The sequence below is a fragment of the Chryseobacterium sp. KCF3-3 genome, from assembly GCF_045865955.1.
In the GTDB taxonomy this organism is placed as follows: domain Bacteria; phylum Bacteroidota; class Bacteroidia; order Flavobacteriales; family Weeksellaceae; genus Chryseobacterium.
Genome location: NZ_AP035792.1, coordinates 1,572,174 through 1,592,508, shown reverse-complemented (window position 1 = coordinate 1,592,508; position 20,335 = coordinate 1,572,174). Strand labels below are relative to the sequence as shown.

Here is a 20,335-nt window from a genome sequence, read left to right as displayed (position 1 = left end):
ATTACTTATTCACTCAAAAACAACAAATACGAACACCGAAAGATGACTAAGAGTTATTGTAAACCATATAAAAATAATCGGCAAAAGCTTACTGCTTACTGTATGAAGCTCATGACAGCATTCATGCTTACGGCTTACGGCATATTGCCTACAGCAAAGGCTCAGCAGTATCCTGTTAAACTGATTCCTGTCGTAATACCACCCTATAGTTTAAAAATAGGGGATTATGCCACAAGTACCGATAACAAGCTTCAATTGCAGGTTCTAATGACAGATTTGCTGGAGCCTCAGCATCAGACAGGAATTAAATTTTCCCTGGAGGCGGGATTAAATGCTGTTCCACTGGCGAGATCCAATGATTTTATTGTGGGCATGAATCCTTTTATGCTCTATCCGGGGAACAATGTTACATTAACCAATGTAGACCTCAGATCCTTATTTGAACTGCAGAATCTATCGGGAATCAATGCCGTTCAGTATTCCAAACCGTTGTCGGATGGGGTGTATCAGTTCTGCTTTCAGGCTTATGATTATTTTACTAAAAATAATCTTTCAGCGAAAACGTGTGCTACGGTGTTCATGGTTCAATATGATCCGCCCATGCTTACGCTGCCTCAAAATGCCGAAAAAGTTCAGGCGCTTTCACCTTACAGCGGAGGAGCCGGTATTGTGTTCCAATGGATGCCAAGACAGATTGCGCCCAACACGAAATATATCTTTACTTTAAAAGAGCTTTGGGATCAGGGACAAAGTCCGATTTCAGGATTTCTTTCTGCACCTTCACTCTGGACCGAAGAAACCTATGCTCCTACCTTATATTATGGGATTGATAAGACACAGCTGATACCGGGCAAGAGATATGCATGGCAGGTACAGGCTAAATCAGGAAATCCTGTTTTGGGAGCGAATCCTACCGACGATAACGGTGTGTATAAAAACAATGGTTTGTCCGAGATTTTTTATTTTGATTATGTAGAAAACTGTGCCGTTCCAACACTATTAATGGCTAAAAATGTAGGAAGAGGAAGAGTAGAACTCAAATGGAGCATTGCAGGTCAACCGGCAGGTCTGTATAATGTGCAGTACCGTAAAAAAGGAAGCACGGCAGAATGGGTAAGCCAGCAAAGTTATCAGGCTTCGGCCATTCTTACCGGGCTGGAAGATAAAACTGAATACGAATACCGTATCGGTTCTGTGTGTGGAAATACACAGACTTTTAATAACACCAATCCATTTGAAAACGGCAATTCCGGAGGAAACGCCTATTCATATAGCGGAATACAATATTTCACCACCGATGCTAATGATGTAGATAATAATTACCAGTGCGGGATTATGCCTGCTATTGATATCGCCAATAAAACTCCATTAAATACTCAATTAGGAAACAATGAAGTCTTTATGGCGGGGGATTTCCCTGTTACGGTATTATCAGCACAGGGAAGTGGAGTATATACAGGAGTCGGTTATATTGAAGTTCCTTATTTAGCAGATACTAAAATAAAAGTAAGTTTTACCAATATTAAACTTAATACCGATAAAAAACTGATCGAAGGGGTTATTGAAACCACTTATGACCCAAATGAAACTGCTGTACATTATGCTTCAGGAGGTTTAGGAGAAACATTTGGAGATGCAGGAGTAAAAGACGTTATCTTAGATTATGTTATTACGAATGTCACTTATACGGCGACACCACCTCCCGGAAAAATTACCGTTTATGGCGATTTTGGTACGGGAGGAACCCCAAGCCAGCAAGATTTCCCCGGAGGAAAAGATTATCAGATCAAAGACAAAGATGGGAATATCTGGACCGTTGATGAAAATGGTAACATAACCAAAGTAGGTAAAGAGGCAGAAGGTGGTGCGTCGACTTCATCAAATACAGATGGCGTTACCGGAAGTGGAAATACAGCTGCTGTTAACCAATATACAGCAAAAGGTATTAAAATCGAATGGAAAGAAAATGCCAATGGAAAATTCGCGTATGATACCGCAGATAAAACAAAACTTCCAAAATCTAAATATCCGTCAGTAAAAGATACAGAAAACAATACCGTATATGTACCTTATAAAGCTACGGTAAATAAACAAACTGAACTGTTTGATGCTAAAGTAACCATTACTGATCCAACACTTAAAGATGCCAAAATTATCTTTAAAACGTTGAGTTTAGGTAAGGCCATTGAAGCTATAGAATTGAGCAAGACAGATACGGAAAGAAATTACCAGCTAAAACTTCCGGGAACATTTGATTATGCCGAGGAAGAAGTAATTGTTGTACTGATGCCGAAAGAGAGCACAGGAAAACAAAAAGTAATCAGCAATTTCCGATTAGTACATTTAAGTCCTAAAACTGTTAATGTGAGTTTGGTTCCGTTAGATGCCAATTCTCAATCTAAGCTACAGGCACAGGGCAATAAGATCAATCAGGTCTATAATAAGATTGGAGTTAATTTTACTGTAAAAGAAGAGCCTGTTTTAGATATCAGCAGCATTATCAGCGGTAATACGATTTCAAGTGAAGATGCTGATCTCATGAGTACCTACAGCCCTCAACAGCAACAGATCAATGCATTGTATAAAGGTACCGATGCAAGATATGTCCTATTCGTTACCAACAAGACTTCTTCCACGGGTCAGAATGGATATATGCGTCTGAACGGTCAGTTTGGATATGTATATAACAATGCTCCGCAGAAAACGGGTGCCCATGAATTAGGTCATGGAGTGTTTAAACTGGAACACCCTTGGAAAGCTTACCAGACAACAAAAGGTGCTACGGATCTGTTAATGGATTACAGCACTGGGGAAGAACTTTCTCATTTGGATTGGAAGCAAATAAACGATCCTGCATTTAAATTGTATGCATTCCAAAGTCAGAGTAGTGGTGAGATTGCAGGAGGTTTTGGTTTAACACCAGATTTCAAATTAATTAAAGCTAATACTTCTACTGCTGTTCATGGAAATGTTGTAAAAGTTGGAGAAGGATTCTTACCGGGCTTTATTGAAAATGATATTCAGTATCAGTGGGTAGAATCTCAAAAAGCATATTATCCAAATGGTGATATACAGAAGGGAGCTTATTCATCTACGGTTACTCCAAAAAATGAAAATACAGTCTGGTTAATTTACGATCATGATGCTGTTTGCGGAAAATCGAAATTTATCAAAACTACATTTGCGGAAGTAACAGCCAATATTTTGTCGAAGACTGATAAGACTCAGGCATTGGCGGATTATATCCAGCAATATGATAAAATTGATGATAATACAAAACCTATCTACTCCGGATTTATTGCCTGTTCAGGTACAGGAACGGGATCTGGTAATGGATTAAAATCTATTAATGATCTATACAGCAGACCATCTACAGGTAATGGAACCACAACAGATGAATCCAAAGATGTTGTAGATTATACAGGAAGATTTACTGCCGAGGAAATACAGGCAATGTTAGGAAGCATTGTATCTAATAAAAATTCCACAGGAATTAAAGGTAAAATCTTTATTACTGACGAGAATACTGCTGCATCTGTTCTTCAAAAAGTACAGGCAAGATATAATCAGCCTGAAGCTAAGGAAATGGTCATCTGGCTGAATGTAAACAGTCAGACTAAGAAATACGATATTAAAATCAACGTTGGAAGTGGTCTTCCGGAATATGCAGGAAAATCTGCTAAGGATATAGAACTACTGTTGAAACAGAATTCAGCGTGGATAGATGATTTCTGGTTGATGAAATTCAATCCGCTGACTGCAATTTTAGATGGTCTGTCAGAATTACTTACCAAAGCTAAAATTCCGGAAAGATATTACAATCCTGATAATACAGATTACAATCCTTTCCCTGCAAAGATTTATTCTTATGTCAGTCTAAAAGTTATTGATGATGAACTAAGCGGATTAATTGGATCTCCAATGGGAGACAAATATACACCAAGCCGTGTTGATTTTGCATTCACTTGCGGAGTCTGGAACGGATTAGTTGGAACGGCTGCTGCAATTCCGGAAGGAGGTTCATTCTTAATCAAGATGATTACCAATGAGAATGATGCCAGAACCAATTTTGCAACAACGATCTCTAAAATACAGTGGAAGGATGTAAAAGGAATGGTAGGGGAACAGTGGAATAAGTACACTTCCAATCCTTGTATGATATCCTATGGAGCAGGTGAAGTAACTTTTGTGGTAGCATCTTGCTTTATAGGGGCTGGCGAAATAAAAGGAGCAACTGCTATTGTCCAGACAATGGAAAAGCTGGATGTGATGGGACAATTACTAGGAAAGACTATCCAAATTGCAGGAAAAGTAATAAAACCTGTTGCAAGTGCATCCGGCAAAGCCGTAAAATATGTTCTGAAAGAAGGTGTTGATTTTATAAAAAGAATTGATATCAAAGTTACGCCAAGCGGATTTGGATGTGGTTTCCCAATTCAGAATATAAAAATTTCTTTAAAAAATAAGCTAACCAATCTTACTGAGCAGGAAGCTCAAGGAATTAAACAAAAGATTGAGCAGGCAATAAATAATGAAGGAGGACTGGATAAACTTCCTGTTGATGAAAATGGAAATCATTTGGTGGAAATTGAAGTTGATGGAGAAAAGGTAACTGCGGTTGTAGGAAGTGAAGATGGATTAAATAAGATTAATAACATTGACAATATCATTAGTAGTCTTGATGACCTTTTAAAAAATCCTAAATTTAAACAAATATATGAGCCTTTAGAAAACGGATCACATATTAGAAAATTTGGTGATGGTGTAACAACAGCAGAAGAAGCTTCTTTAAAATTATTTATACAAGATAATTATTATAGTGATTTTAATAAAGCATTGGCTGGGGAAATACCTATGACTGCTGAATATAATGAAATGAAAAAGCTAATGGAATCTGCACAATCTAAGTTGCCAAAATACAATGGTATCGTTTATAGAGGAGCAGGAAAGGCGGAATCTGATTTTGCTAAAACCTTAAGTGTAGGAGAGGATTTTGATTTTGGCGGAAGGTTTACTTCTACTTCTACAGAAGTTTACATTGCAAGTGATTTTATGCGAGGTAATAATGGTAGTGTAATGTGGGAGATCGAAGCGAAATTAGGAACTGATTTAAAATCAATCAATAGTTCTGAATTTGAAGTTTTATTAAGAACAAATAGTAAATATAAATTAGTAGAGATTAAAAATCATCCAACATCTTCAGATGTGAAAATTTATAAAATTAAAGAATTGTAATATATATGGATTGGAGAAATATTAAGGAAAATTATTCAAATTACTTAGGCCCATATAAAGACTTAAAACAAGAATTTGTATGGCTAGATAGTGAATATAATTTTGATGAAGCAGATACGGATGAAACTTGGAATAATATAAGTAGTAAAGAGAAGCAATTGCAGAGACTTTATAGATCGAAATCAAGTAAAAAGACAGAAGGTTTTAGATTGGGTCTTTTTAATTATGAAGAAAGTATATTAGATTTAGTAGAAGCTATAAACTTAGTACTTCTAAATCTGAAAAAAACAAAAAAAACTAACATTCAAATTACAAGGTTAATAGCACATCTATATTTACAAAAAAAATATATAGATACGTTTCGAAATTCTAGAAAAATTAAAAATTTATTGTATGATCGAATAAAATATATAATTTATGATTGCCTAAATGGTGAATTGGAAGAGTATTTTGTTGAAAAAATAAATATCCTTTATTATGAAAGTAAATTAGAAATAGCCCAAATGTATTATAAGAATATAACTAATGAAGATTAAAAGAAATTGTTTTACTTTCTTGTAAAGATTTAGAATCTGCAAAAGCTTTAGCTGCTTTATTTTACTGGAAATTCAAAAAGGCCAAATGCAATTGACGTAGATGTGTACGTCGACGGTCAACATAATAATAGTTTGAGTAAAGAAGGAATTACTAACCCTTAATAATAGTAAAATGGATGTTAATCATTTAGTTTCAGAAATAAAAAATTACTACAAGGAATTTGAATATGACAAATTAATTGTCGACTACATATTCACATTACAGGGTAGTTACAATTTTATTGTTCAATATGAGAAAGATAATAGGTACGTAGAGTCATTAGTTTCTAATAAACCTATAAGAAGTGTTGTGAGAGAAATGGCTGAAAGATATGAAGAACTTAAGGATTCTAAACAAAAATTTAATCATGTAAGAATAGAGATTAATATTGATGGTACTTTTTCCGATAAATATTGGTGGGACATAGGTAAAGAACATCAAGATTTATTTGATTATGCTAATGTATTTTTTCAATGGGCAAATGAAAGAATGATGTCTATGATATTTGAGTTTGAAAAAGATAATAATTTACTGCCAACTCAATATGACAATGATGATGAATTAGAATATTTGAGTTCTTGGGATAATGGGGTATTTACTTTTCATATTAATGATAAAAATGAATTAGAATATAAAATAGTTCTTATCAAAGACGGACTTGAAAGAGTTTTGGAAATGCCTTTGAAAGATTATTTTATAGAAGGAATTTTGGAACATCATAAGATTACCAATACAGAACTTTCAGATGTATGGAAGTCTTGGAATACACTAATAATTAAGTCACCTCATACTGGTATTCCTTATGACAGAGTTGATGAATTTGTGAGTTACATTTTAGAGTAGGTAATATTATGGAGGCGATTTTTAATCAACTTAAAGATGTAAAATGGGAAAAAATTAATATTATTTTTAATATTAATGGAGGAGCAATTGGTTATGATAAAATAGAATATATAGATGAGTATGGAACCACTAATTCTTTTTGGATAAAATTTAAATTAATAGATAATCTACTCAATTTGATAAACAATCAGTATAATCAAAGTTTAAATGATGTATCTAAAAGATTTAATAAATATCAGATTGAAATATTTTCAGACGGTAAGACTATAGAAAATAAATGGTGGGATTCAGAAAAAGATAAACAAGATTTACTTAAAGGAGCAGAAGTAGTTTTTCAATGGGCAAACGACAGAATGATGTCAATGATCTTTGAATTTGAAAAAGAAAATAACTTATTACCCACTCAATATGATGCCGATGATGAATTAGAATATCTGAGTTCTTGGGATAGCGGGGTATTTACTTTTCATATTAATGATAAAAATGAATTGGAATATAAAATAGTTCTAACCAAAGATGGAGTTGAAAGAGTATTGGAAATGCCATTAAAAGATTATTTTATAGAAGGGATTTTAGAACATCATAAGATAACGAACACAATCCTTTCTGATGAATGGAAACCTTGGAATACTTTGATAATTAAGTCACCTCATACTGGTATTCCTTATGACAAAGTAGATCAGTTTGTGAGCTATACTTTGGAGTAAACCAATTGTTACATGTATGGAAAAAATATTAACTATTGTAGATGAGTTTTTCAAAGAAAAAGTTTGGGAAAAAATTTTAATTGAAATAGATTTTACTGAAGCAGGAGGTTACGAGCCACAACTTACAGTAATTAAAGGTGGAGAAAAATCTTTATGGGGAGAGTTTGAATTGTTCGATATAGCTGATATAATACATAAAAAACAAAAAAGAGTATTAAATACGTCAGAAAAATTTAACAAGGCTAAAATTGAAATTTATCCCGATGGAACATATTTAGAACGTTACTGGTGGGATTCTGGTCTACAAAAGCAAAACCTGTTAAATTATGCACAAGTATTTTATCAATGGGCAAATGACAGGATGATGTCAATGATATTTGAATTTGAAAAAGAAAATAATCTTTTACCTACTCAATATGACGGAGATGGAGATTTAGAATATCTAAGTTCTTGGGATAGTGGAGTATTTACTTTTCATATTAATGATAAAAGTGAATTGGAATATAAAATTGTCCTTACCAAAGATGGTGTTGAAAGTGTATTGGAAATGCTATTAAAAGATTATTTTATAGAAGGGATTTTAGAACATCATAAGATAACGAACACAATCCTTTCTGATGAATGGAAGCCTTGGAATACTTTGATAATTAAGTCACCTCATACTGGTATTCCTTATGACAGAGTGGATGAATTTGTGAGCTACATTTTAGAATAATTTTATGGTAAATATGAAAACTGTAGTGGAAGCTTTTTACGGATATTATGATGAATTTCCTTACGACATATTAGAAGTGAAATTTATATTTACTCTTGGGGGGAGCTATGATGTTTTCATATCGTATCACGCTAATGATGATAAAAAAAATACTTCATTAGATGGGAGAGAGTTATTTAAATATGAGCATCAAGTTTATGAACTTTTTAAAACTAAAATTGACACTGAAGAAAAATTTAACGTGGCAATCTATAAAATTAAAAAGGATGGGACATACTCAAGTTTATATGAGTGGGAAAGTGAGAAAGCAAACGAAAATTTGATAGATTATGCAAACGTCTTTCACCATTGGGCAAACGACAGAATGATGTCAATGATTTTTGAATTTGAAAAAGATAATGGTCTTGTCCCAACACAATATGATAATGATGGAGATTTAGAATATCTGAGTTCTTGGGACAGGGGGATATTTACTTTTCATATTAATGATAAAAATGAATTGGAATATAAGATAGTTCTAACCAAAGATGGAGTTGAAAGAGTTTTAGAAATGCCTTTAAAGGACTATTTTATTAAAGGAATTTTGGAACATTATCATTCCACGAACACAGAACTTTCTAATATATGGAAACCATGGAATACTATGGTTTTGAAATCGCCACATAATGATATTCCTTCAGATAAAAAGGATGAGTTTGTGAGCTACATTTTAGAATAGCTATTACGCAACACGTATGAAATTAAAAAAACAACATATTTTGAATAAATATTTATTACTGCTATTGCTGTTTTCGTTTCCTTTTTTATGGGGACAGCAGAAGGATAAAGACAAAACAATCATTCCTCATATCCGTCTAAAAGTAGACGGTAAGAAAGACCGTATTTCTTTGCGATGGGCAGTAGATGAACCTATAGCCTGGCAGAAAGCCAATAAAATTGGATTTTCCTTAAAAAGATTCACCCTTTCCCGTGACGGAAAAGTTCTTCCAAAAGCGGAAGAAAAAGATTTGGGAATTTTCAAACCCGCTTCCGAAAACGAATGGAAGAAAGTGGTTGAGAAAAATGATAATGCAGCCATTGTTGCACAATCTCTTTTTGGCGATAGTTTCGAAGTAGAAATGGGAGAGAAGCAGGGTAAGCTTGAAGGTGTAGTCAACAAATCTCAGGAAGTTGAGCAGCGGTTTGCTTATGCTTTAATGGCTGCCGATCTGGATTTTGAAGTGGCAAAACTGGCAGGCTGGGCTTACACAGACACCAATGTAAAATCTAATGAAAGATATCTTTATACCGTAAGCATCAATACTTCCGAAGGGACATTGTTAGTTCAAAAAGGAGATGCCTTAGCGGCCGTTTCATCAACTCATGAACTTCCTAAACCTATTGATTTTATCGGAATATTTAAAGATAAAACCGTTACCCTTTCATGGGAATATCTACAATTAAGAGATACGTATACAGCCTATTATGTTGAAAAATCTCAGGATGGAGCCAGCTTCAAATCCTTAGGGGATCTTCCTGTGATGAATATGAATGACAACGATGGAAGACAGGTGCAGGGAATGACCTTTGTGGATTCTTTAGCTCAGAATAATTCTAAATTCAGCTACCGTATCCGCGGGAAAACAATTTTTGGGGATTATGGTCCTTATTCCGATGTGGTTTCAGGAGCAGGAAAGAAAAGCCTTGAAGCAACACCCAGGATCTCAGATTTTATTATTGATGAAAATGAAGATATCAAACTTGAATGGGAATTTCCACAGGAAGACGAAAAAAATATTGCTTCTTTCGAATTATTGCACTCCGAAACTGATCTACAGAACACCTATAAGGTGATTAAAAACAAGATTCCGGTTAGCAGCAGAAGCATAATTACAAAAAGCTTAGCGCCATCCAATTATTATAAGATACAGGCCATCGGTAAAGCAGGGGATAAAAGAGAATCTTTCTCAGTTCTTGCACAGCCTAATGATACAACACCTCCGGAAACGCCATTACAGTTTGAAGGGAAAATAGATTCATTGGGAGTAGCCCATCTGAAATGGAAAGCCAATACTGAAAAAGATCTGGAAGGCTATCATATTTTCAGAGGAATTCAAAAAGGAGATGAATTGGTTCGTGTTACACCTCAGGCGATTACAAAAAACCATTTTGAAGATCAGGTTGTGTTAGAAAACCTTAACTCCAAGGTATATTATTATGTGACAGCAACTGACAGAAGGAAAAATCAGTCCAAGCCATCAATTATTCTTGAATTGGAAAAGCCCGATAAAGTGAAACCTCAAACCCCAGTTTTTACAGAATATAAGCTGGAAGATGACGGTAAAATTACCATCAGCTGGATGAGAAGCCACAGTGATGATGTTGAGGTTCATCAATTATTCCGTAAATCAAAAGATGATGCTGACAAAAGCTGGAAAATGATTTATGAGACTAAAGATATAAAACCAGACTATACGTACACCGATAAGGATGTGGAAGCAGATAAAAGCTACACGTATTATTTATTGGCGGTTGATAAAAGCAAGCTGAAATCTGATAAGTCTCAGGAAATGACCCTCAGAAGCAACAGAATTGAGGCTTTATCAATATTGACTAATCTTTCTGGTTCTGCAAATCGAACTAAAAAACAAGTTGAACTTAACTGGAAAATTACTGGTAAAGATGTTGGCGAAATTATAGTCTACCGTCAGAAAGGCACTGAAAAGCCAACGATGTGGGGAACCCTTAATGGAGCACAGAATTTTCTCGAAGATAAATCGGTTCAGACAGGTAATTCTTACACATATCTTATGAAACCGATGCTGAAAAGCAATCAATTGGCTAAAACCGAAAAAATTACAATTGAATATTAAATATCAAACACAATAAAATAAGGCAATGAAAAAATTTTTATTATTACTATTAATAACTGCAAATGTTTTCCTTTGGGGGCAAGGAGGACAGGCTGAATATAAGATTGAACTATATGGTCTTAACTACAGTGTTAATGCCGGAGTGAAAAACAATACAAGCTCTCATGTTACCATTACGGTTATTTATAATGATAATTCCACAGAAGATTTGTATTTCAGACCTATTGCCAATAATGGGGATAATGAGAATAACTGGACATTAAGCCCTCCGCAAACTTCATCAAAGCTCCCTGTTACTGCCCATACTGAGGGATTTGTGAATTTCAGAACCGGTACAGATGCCAACTACGATCAGTATGATGCCATCAATATATGTAATGAGAATAACTATAATGTTGATACCCATTCACCGAGAATGACATGGATATCGTATAAGATGAAGGTAACTCCTATTCATACATTAGTATCATTAACCGATGCAGGAACTTCAAATACGGTTTTGCCTTCTGAGGATAAAATTAATTTATATGCCAGACAGGGATTTGCAGCCAATTTATACCATTATCAGTATAGCTTGGATAATGTAAACTGGGTTGATATATCTCCTTCATTATCAAATCTCAACAAGCTAAGCGTTTCTGCCAAAGACCTTTTTGGAAATAATTACTCACAGTATATTGGCCAGAACATTTACTTTAGAGTTGCTTCTTGTTTGTCCAACGGAGCTTATCAGTCTGTTTCTTCGCCTGTTGTTTTAACCATGATAAAATCTGCTCCACATGTATTTTCAAGTACAGTTACTCCTACCAAATGTTTTGATACTACAGATGGTACGGTAACTTTAAACTTCGACAGAACACTCGTAGCAGGTGAGACATTAAAGATATCTTTAGTCAATACCGTAACAGGCGCTGCGGTTTTAAATCAGGATATTACTGGTGATTTGCAGGCCAGCACATCATACACCTTACAAAACTTACCACCCGGGACCTATAAATTGGATTTGTTAGGAACTTATAACGGAAATGCAACCTATACCGACAGCCCAAGTCACACCATTAATTTTGAGATAACAAAACCCACTCCGGTTACTTTTTCCATGACTTCCCAAACCAATGTGTATTGTTTTCAGGGAAGCGACGGGGTTATTAATTTAACCGCAGCAGGAGGACAAAACCAATTTCAGTATAAAGTAACCAAAGACGGACAGCCCTTTTTGGATTGGACGAATTTCAGCAGTGGAAATACTACCCAGATACAGAACCTTGCAGCAGGAATTTATAAAATCAAAGTAAGAGATTCCAATCTTTGCGTAGCCAAGGAAAATGGTAATGAAAAAGAAATTACAGTTACCATTACCCAACCTGGCGCAGCTATTGCCATTCCGTCTGCTGAAGTCGATATTTCACAGCCAACAGGGTATGGATTAAGCAATGGCTACATCTCTGTGAGAGTGATTGGAGGAACACCTAATACAGACGGATCATACAATTTCGAATGGAGAAAAGACAGCCCTACGGGTCCTGTAATCAATACCGGAATTACAACTGATCTGGTGAATAATCCTTATACCATTAAGATAGGTGGGCTTCCGGTCGGAAACTATTATCTGACGGTAAAAGATAAAAATTATGCCAGTGCATCAAGCCAGCTGGGCAATTGTGGAATTATCTCCCAGGAATTCATTGTAAGCCAACCAGATCCTCTTACAGTTAACATCCAGGTTGACAAACAGATATCCTGTAATATTGCCAATAATTACCAGTATAAACCGGATTTGGATAACAACGGAGTTCCGGATGAGGCAGAAGACGGTATCCTTAAAGCTATTGTAACAGGTGGTGTAGGAACTTATACTTACCAGTGGCAGATTTTAAATGGCGGGCTTTTCCAGAATATTGCTGGAGCAGCGCAGTCTACCCTGGGAAATCTTACAACCGGAACGTATAAAGTATTGGTAAAAGATGCCAATAACAATATGGCAGAGACACAATATACTTTAGTATTTCCGGCAGAACTTGCGATAACTCTTTCAGCCAATACAATTGCCTGCTACAACCAAAGCAGTGGTCAGGTTTCCGTGGCCGCCACAGGTGGTACAGGCGGATACACTTATCAATGGAATACCAATGATACTACACCTACGGTAACAGGTCTTTCGGCAGGAAACTATTTTGTTCTGGTTAATGATACCAAAAACTGTAAAGTAAGCGGAAGTGTCCAGATTCAAGGGCCAGATCAGTTATTAATTAATGATTTATCAGTGCAGAACCCGATATGTTTTGGTGCCAATAACGGTGAAATTAAAATAGAGGTTTCAGGAGGAAAAGCTCCATACAATATTGTTTGGTCCAATGGAGTAACAGGACTGAATAATGCATTAATTCCTTCAGGAGTTTATACTGTCACAGTTACAGATGCCAATGGATGCAGTATTTTCAGAAATTACACGCTGACAGATCCCACACAGCTTACCGTAAATTTAGGAAAAGATATTACACTGTGCTTAGGAGATACCCAGACTTATAATGTGGCGGTTGGTGATCCGGCAGCATCCTATCAATGGAAAGATCAAAATGGAAATATAATTTCTACAAATCCGTCAATTACTTTATCTGATGCGGGAACGTATACTGTACTCATTACAGATTCAAAAGGTTGTACAGCTACTGACAGCGTTATAATCAAAAACTCTTCAGAAGTTTTGAACCCACAGTTTATGCTGACCACTCATGCCTACAGAGAAGCAACCGTAGTTCTGGTCAATATATCCCCAACCCAGCCACAGACTGTAGAATGGGTGATTCCTGATACATCTGACATTCAGGTGATTAATAAAACAAAGGATTTTTTAGAACTGAAATTCTCTAAGCTAGGTGCTTACGAAATTGGGCTTAAAGGAACTCAGGGAGCATGCGAAAAAACATTCTATAAAAAAGTAATTGTTGAAGAAAATACTACAGGAGTAAATCTTAATCCCGAAAAAGCCTCTAATGTTAGAGAATTTACCATTCTTCCGAACCCTAATAACGGACTGTTCAAAGTATTGGTAGGTCTGGAAAAAGCAGCTATAATTAATATCAGAATTATTGATATGATTTCCCATGAAGTGTATCCTGCCACAAAGTTGACTCCATCAACGTATTTTACAGTACCATTCAATACATCGCTTCCTGGCGGATCTTACCTGATCATACTCGAAACAGGTAATGAGGCATTGGTAAAGAAAATGCTTGTACAATAATAACCATGACAAACTAAAAAATAACAGATGAAATTTCATAAAAATCTAAAAACGCTATACTTTTTTCTTATCGGTGTACTCGCATTTACATTTAATGCGTGTGCAGTGGAAGAAAGTATTCCGGTGAAGGCTGATTTTAGTATAAAAGTGATAAACGATGATTATTCCGTGCCTGTAAAAGTGGAAATTACCAATAAATCGACAGGGGCGGAGACGTACCAATGGTCATTTGAAGGAGCTTCAGTAACAAGTTCTACAGAAAAAAGTCCTTTACCCATCACTTATGCCAGTCCCGGAGTCTATAAAATAAAACTAAAGGCATCCAATAAAGATGGAAATGTTGATGAAAAGGAAATAGAAGTAAAAGCAGATGCTGCGATGAATGTAGATTTCGAATGGCAGATGCAGGGCAGTGATATTTCTCCGGTAACCTTACATATGATAGACAAATCTTTAGGCGCTACACAATACCTTTGGGAGTTTGAGGGAGGAAGTCCTGCAACTTCCAATGCCCAAAACCCTGATGTGGTATTTACAACTCCGGGCGACCATATCATAAAATTAACAATTTCCAATGGACTGGAAACTTATTCAACCCAGAAAACAGTTACCATAAAGCCGGCAATGACCATAGATTTTAACTGGACTGTTGACCCTATTGATAATGATTATCAGGCTCCGGTATTATTACACTTGAATAATATATCGACTAATGCCTTTACGTATGAATGGACCATTGTAGGCGCTAATCCTGCAACTTCAACAGCGGTTAGCCCGGACATTAATTTACCGGCGGCAGGAACATATACGATTATTTTAAAAGCAATCAACGATAAAGAAACTAAGATTTTACAAAAACAGGTAACCGTTTTACCGGATGCTAATCTGTTATCATTTTCAAATATTCAGTTGGGAATAAGCAGTGCCAGCTCAACGGTAGGTTCTTTCTTTTCATCTGAATTGGGAACTGTGCTTAAGCAGAATGAAGTAAATGCAGCCAATGGTTCCAAAATAGATTTTGCTTTTTTTGGATTGAATTCATCCTTTATATATAACCAGTTTGTATCGCCTGATGAAGTCCAGAATAATGGATTTTTAGCTATTCCTAATGCTACTCATACTAAAGTGATCAACTCACAGGAACTGGTTGGAACACAGCTTTCTTCATCAGGGTTTGATACTCTGGATGCCGGAAATGATTTTAATACCATTACGGTTACAGAAACTAATGCTGGAAAATCACCTTTCAGTAATTCTGTAGTTCCAAGGGTTATCCTGTTCCAAACAGCAGACGGAAGAAAAGGAGCTGTTAAGATTAAGAGCTTTGTGGCTAATGGTTTAAGCTCTTACATTTTGGTAGATATTAAAGTTCAAAAACAGCCTTAATTATGAGGAAGATCTATATAAGAAGCTTCATGCTGGCTCTATTTGTTTCTGCCGGTGCAATGTATAAAGCACAGGAGGTAGATTTGGAAAATCTTGGGAAAAGGACAATGGAGGAGCTCAAAAAGAACCCTTTTAAAATAAGCGGCGGAGTTTCTGCTAATTCTGTTTTTTACAGTTCCAATGTATATAATGGAAGAGCCCCGTTTACTTATTTTCTGAATGGGAATCTTAATCTCGGTTTGTATCGGTGGTCAATGCCCATATCATATAGCTTGACTAATCAAGGGAGTCAATTAGGGTACCAGGTGCCATTTAAATTCAACAGAATAAGTATTGCGCCAAAATATAAATGGATAAAGGCTTATATCGGAGACGCTAATATGACATTTTCTCCTTATACATTTAATGGATTGTTATTTACAGGTGCCGGTTTAGAGCTGAGCCCTAATATGCCTCTTAAAGTAGCTTTAATGACAGGAAGGCTTAACAAAGCTGTTGAAGATGATGGAAACCCCAATACGATTCCTGCTTACAAAAGAATGGGATATGGTACGCATTTGAGATGGGAAAAAGAAAGATATAAATTGGGACTGATCGGCTTTTATGCAAAAGACGATGTGGGTTCACTGTCAGCAGCTCCCGATGCAAAGGGAGTATTGCCGCAGGAGAATCTGGTACTATCCATGACAGGAAGCTTTATGATCGATAAAAATCTTGAAGTATTTGGGGAATATGCCAATACCGCTTTGGTTAATGATCTGAGGGCAACTTCAAGCGGTGCAGAAAAAAAGGGAATTGCAGCCAGGTTTCTTTCTCCTAATTCATCTATGGAAAGCTACTCAGCATATAACGGAGGGGTAAACCTAAAGCTTAGAAAAGGAATGGTAGGGGTAAAATATGAAAGAATAGATCCGGGGTACAAAACGCTTGGAGCTTATTATTTCAATAATGATCTTGAAAATATTACATTGAACACGTCTTTTACTTTATTGAAGGATAGATTAGCCCTTTCAGCTAATATAGGAAGACAACGAGATAATCTGGATAATCAGAAATTTAAGCAGACGAGCCGCTGGGTTGGGGCTGTCAATGCCAATTTTAAAGCATCAGATAAATTGATGGTTACGGCAAGCTACTCTAACTTTACCATGTTCACCAACAAGCAGCTTAACCAGTTTAATAACATTAATAATAATCCCCTGCTTATTCAGCAACCAAAGGATTCGATAGATTATAAGCAGATTTCGCAGAATACAAACATTAATGTTAATTATATCATTTCCAGCAGTAAGGAAAAAGTACAGAATATCAATATCAACTATTCCCTAAACGAGATGGTCAACAGGGAAAACGGTATAGTAAGAAAAGGCGGCTTATCCAGATTTCATAATGCGAATGTCAACTACACTCTCGGATTCCCGGAAAAGAAGATGAATATTGCGGCATCAGTAAATTATACTTATACCTATGCCGCTTCACAGATATCAAATATTTGGGGGCCTGCGGTTACTGTTACTAAGTCTTTCCTTAAAGAAGACAAGCTAAAGACAAGTGTTGGAGCATCCTATAATCATTCAGGAAGTTCAACGGCAAATATCAATGTCATGAATTTCAGATTGGGGGGTAATTATATGCCGTGGAAGAAACATAGCTTTGATCTTGCTTTTATTCAGATGTTCAGAAATACAGACCAAGCGGTTGAAAACCCTAATCTAAATGAAATGACCTGTACGGTGGGATATAATTATAGTTTTTAAAACCGGGGAAAATAAGCTGGAATATTTAAACTTTATTCTTATGGATGGAATATAATCGATGCTTTATATTTGAAAATGATATACAAATTTAAAACAACAGCTTTAGAAATAAGATATGAAGAAACTGGTATTTATTTTTCTGCTACCGTGGTTTGGGTTAATGCTATTGCGAGGGATGGTATGAGGCGCAATGGAGTGACTATACAGCACAACGAGCACAGTGGATAAAAGATATTTTGTAATGAATAATAGTGCAAAAATCGTAGAAGATAATACTTATCAATACAATTTATATAAGGCGAAAAATACTTTATGGCATTTTAATTCTCTAATTATGAATACGCAGACAGAATATAATTCTGTTAAGTTTAAAAATAATGAAAATGCTTATGTATGGTTAGAAAATGTTAAAATTGAAGATAATTATTATTCGGGTAACTTGGCTGAAAATGGAAATTCCCAAAAGATTTTAATAAATGATGTAATAGATTGGATGATTATTGAAAAAGGAAGACTAATAGGAGGTTATACCATACGACATTATAGAGATACTCTTGACGATGAATCAAAAATGAACTTTGATATTGATTTTGGAGTAAAAATTGATGATGGAAATGATTTTTTTAAGCCGGATTTGACTACACCTGAAGGAGCTATAATTAAAATTGAAAATTATTACTCAAATAACGATTTAAAAGGTGTGATTTCTTGTAAAGATTTTGAAATGGAAGCAGAAAATTTACTGAAGGAAAGAGGCGCAATTATTACCACAGAGATAAAAAATAAAATAGTAGAAGCACTAAAATCATCTTTGATCGAAACTTTTCAATCAAACGCATTTCCAAATTTCGAAAATATAGAAAGGTGTTTTACTCTTGTAGAAAAAAAAGAGGATCAGCGATTAATTGAAGAAAAAGTTATCTATCAAAACGGAAATTTTACATTCAACAAATTATGGGTATGGCGATCTAAAGAAGGAGATTGGAAAGTTTTAAATCTGGTCGAAAATTAAATGAATACTGCTGAAAAACTACTTGAAGCTATAAAGGAACAGGCTGAATTATTTCTAATTGAGAATGGAGAATTTGCTCCGTATGGCACATATATAAGAGCAAACGGAGATTTAACCTATATTGGAGCTTATTCAGAAACTACTGATTCAGAAGAAATGTATGATATTTTATTAAACGCTTTTTATAATGATTTAAAAGATGAAGATGTAAGGATTTGTGCTATTGGTCTGGACGGAAAATATGAGGGAAAAGATGTTTTAATAGTTGAGTTTATTTTATCTCCGGAACATAGATATAAATTCGTTTACCCTTATGTTTTAGAGAACAAAACAGTCACTTTTGGAGAAAAATTTAATTATGATAAAAATCTTTTTTAGTATTTGTAATGAACAATAGAGATTACTTGGAAAAACAACTGAAGATGTGCATGAAATATTCTCAAATTTCAGATTTAGTTGAATTAGACACATTAATTGCTTTGGGTAAAAATTTTAATCCCAATATTCAAATAAATGGATTAAGACACCCTCGAACAGAAACTTTAAATGGTTGGTATATTTGGTCAGGAGAATACTCAGATGCATTTGATTTTTTTCAGCCTTCACACGCATATCATTTATTGAAAAATGCTTCTTTTGTTATATCATATTTAGGACTTCCGGCAGGAAATCGTTTTCTGATAGATAATAAAGGCTATGAAGATGTATGGTTCGATGAAAATTTATTAAATGTATAATGACTGAGTATCATGTTATTTTTGAAGTTCTAAAAATTGAACAGGAATTAGAACAAGGCTCTACAATTCAGATAGGCGAAAGGTTTGTAGGGTTTTATTATCCGGATAATAGAGAAATTCATTTTACCGATGATAACGGCCAAGAGTGGATTTTTTACGATGGCGATACATGCAGTATTATCAGCAAGATTTAGCTGACCTTTAAGAAAGGGCATTGAAAGAGGCGATTTATATTCATCCAAAATCAACTAAACACTGGTCAATTTTAACAGATTGTACAATTTTACATTTTAGAAGAATTAGAGAGCAATTTGCTTTCTAATTCTTTTATCATTATTCCCATAAATTGCTTGCAGTCTATTTATCTATTAACAAATAACAGATGGTTGAAATATAATTATGGAATTTACTAACTTTTTTTAAGCATTTCTTCTCTGAATTTATTAACATCTCTTTCCGAAAGCTTATCATAAATTTCAGCAAAATCAATCATTGTATAACCCATTGACTCAACAATAAGAACAATAGTTGCCATCGTTGACCTTTTCTTTCCGCTAAAAGCACTATTTACTGTAGCTTTGGTCAGTTCTGAATTAGAGTTTGCAGCTATTTTATCATAACTATTGACTATGTCTATACTACCATCCGATTTCGCTGAGGAACTCTTATTGTTACTTAGCATTTTACGCAAAGTAATCGCAGTTTTTATAATTATAATTTTTTCACTTTCTTTAATCATAAATGCAATTAAGCACATAATGAAAAATATTTTGGTATAGTTTTGTATACCAAAATATTTTTTCTTATCTTTGTAAAAGAAGTTACTTAATTGTAATTTTGCGAAACTTCAAAAAATATTAGAAGCTATTCGCTTAGAATCTTGTATCAGAAAACTGGCACTTTTCATTTTACCACAAGACAATAAGCAGATTGCTCACGTTCTAGGCGTGGGCTCTCTTATTCGTGGTAAAGGGTATGCCAGTACCTCTGATACGGTAGGTAGAGTTCCACGCTGTTTTTTCAATGATGTCCGCCTTCTCTACATTTCTCTAAGCTGCTTTTACTATAAAGATTAGATAGGATACAATGGCAGCGCATCCATTGGAGCTTTACAGTTCACACTCGAGGTTAATTTCATTCATATTAATTCTTTATGATGTGTTTAGGTTGGAGGTTTTGTAATCTCCCAAAACTTCCTCCTAGACAATATTTAAAAACACAATGTAACCATAAAAGACTATCAAATGAAAATAAGCAGCACCTATTATAAT

The 20,335-nt window shown here is 35.0% G+C and carries 15 protein-coding genes; 14 read left to right on the top strand and 1 reads right to left on the bottom strand.

What is annotated here, in order from left to right:
* Positions 1-102 precede the first annotated feature (102 nt).
* The 14 genes from ACKTTZ_RS07120 (at position 103) to ACKTTZ_RS07055 (ending at position 19,258) form a co-directional block, all read left to right on the top strand.
* Positions 103-5,235, top strand: coding sequence for a fibronectin type III domain-containing protein (locus tag ACKTTZ_RS07120; protein ID WP_407848059.1), 5,133 nt, complete (start codon positions 103-105; stop codon positions 5,233-5,235).
* 5 nt (positions 5,236-5,240) lie between these two features.
* Positions 5,241-5,771, top strand: a complete 531-nt coding sequence (locus ACKTTZ_RS07115; protein ID WP_105701701.1) for a hypothetical protein — start codon at positions 5,241-5,243, stop codon at positions 5,769-5,771.
* 172 nt (positions 5,772-5,943) lie between these two features.
* On the top strand, positions 5,944-6,654 hold the full coding sequence (locus ACKTTZ_RS07110) for a hypothetical protein (RefSeq protein ID WP_407848057.1): 711 nt from the start codon (positions 5,944-5,946) through the stop codon (positions 6,652-6,654).
* Positions 6,655-6,662: 8 nt separating this feature from the next.
* A complete protein-coding gene (locus ACKTTZ_RS07105) occupies positions 6,663-7,361 on the top strand; it encodes a hypothetical protein (protein ID WP_407848055.1) in 699 nt (232 codons plus the stop codon).
* 16 nt (positions 7,362-7,377) lie between these two features.
* Positions 7,378-8,076, top strand: a complete 699-nt coding sequence (locus tag ACKTTZ_RS07100) for a hypothetical protein (RefSeq protein ID WP_407848053.1) — start codon at positions 7,378-7,380, stop codon at positions 8,074-8,076.
* A gap of 13 nt (positions 8,077-8,089) precedes the next feature.
* Complete coding sequence (locus ACKTTZ_RS07095; RefSeq protein WP_407848051.1) at positions 8,090-8,794, top strand: hypothetical protein; 705 nt, start codon at positions 8,090-8,092, stop codon at positions 8,792-8,794.
* Between the two features lie 40 nt (positions 8,795-8,834).
* Positions 8,835-10,928, top strand: coding sequence for a hypothetical protein (locus ACKTTZ_RS07090; RefSeq protein ID WP_407848049.1), 2,094 nt, complete (start codon positions 8,835-8,837; stop codon positions 10,926-10,928).
* A 25-nt stretch (positions 10,929-10,953) separates the two neighbouring features.
* Entirely contained in the window at positions 10,954-14,172 is a 3,219-nt protein-coding gene (locus ACKTTZ_RS07085; RefSeq protein ID WP_407848047.1) for a SprB repeat-containing protein, read from the top strand.
* A gap of 27 nt (positions 14,173-14,199) precedes the next feature.
* A complete protein-coding gene (locus tag ACKTTZ_RS07080; protein WP_407848045.1) occupies positions 14,200-15,558 on the top strand; it encodes a PKD domain-containing protein in 1,359 nt (452 codons plus the stop codon).
* Between the two features lie 2 nt (positions 15,559-15,560).
* A complete protein-coding gene (locus ACKTTZ_RS07075) occupies positions 15,561-17,315 on the top strand; it encodes a hypothetical protein (RefSeq protein WP_407848043.1) in 1,755 nt (584 codons plus the stop codon).
* Positions 17,316-17,556: 241 nt separating this feature from the next.
* The gene (locus ACKTTZ_RS07070; protein ID WP_407848041.1) at positions 17,557-18,327 is read left to right on the top strand and encodes a DUF2314 domain-containing protein; all 771 of its coding nucleotides are present in this window, start codon (positions 17,557-17,559) and stop codon (positions 18,325-18,327) included.
* The gene (locus ACKTTZ_RS07065; RefSeq protein WP_407848039.1) at positions 18,328-18,705 is read left to right on the top strand and encodes a hypothetical protein; all 378 of its coding nucleotides are present in this window, start codon (positions 18,328-18,330) and stop codon (positions 18,703-18,705) included.
* A gap of 50 nt (positions 18,706-18,755) precedes the next feature.
* On the top strand, positions 18,756-19,064 hold the full coding sequence (locus tag ACKTTZ_RS07060) for a hypothetical protein (RefSeq protein WP_407848037.1): 309 nt from the start codon (positions 18,756-18,758) through the stop codon (positions 19,062-19,064).
* Positions 19,064-19,258, top strand: a complete 195-nt coding sequence (locus ACKTTZ_RS07055; protein ID WP_407848035.1) for a hypothetical protein — start codon at positions 19,064-19,066, stop codon at positions 19,256-19,258. Before ACKTTZ_RS07060 ends, ACKTTZ_RS07055 begins: the two co-directional genes overlap by 1 nt.
* 215 nt (positions 19,259-19,473) lie before the next feature.
* On the opposite strand, the gene ACKTTZ_RS07050 is transcribed toward ACKTTZ_RS07055, so the two are convergent.
* Complete coding sequence (locus ACKTTZ_RS07050) at positions 19,474-19,821, bottom strand: hypothetical protein (protein ID WP_407848033.1); 348 nt, start codon at positions 19,819-19,821, stop codon at positions 19,474-19,476.
* Between the last annotated feature and the right edge of the window lie 514 nt (positions 19,822-20,335).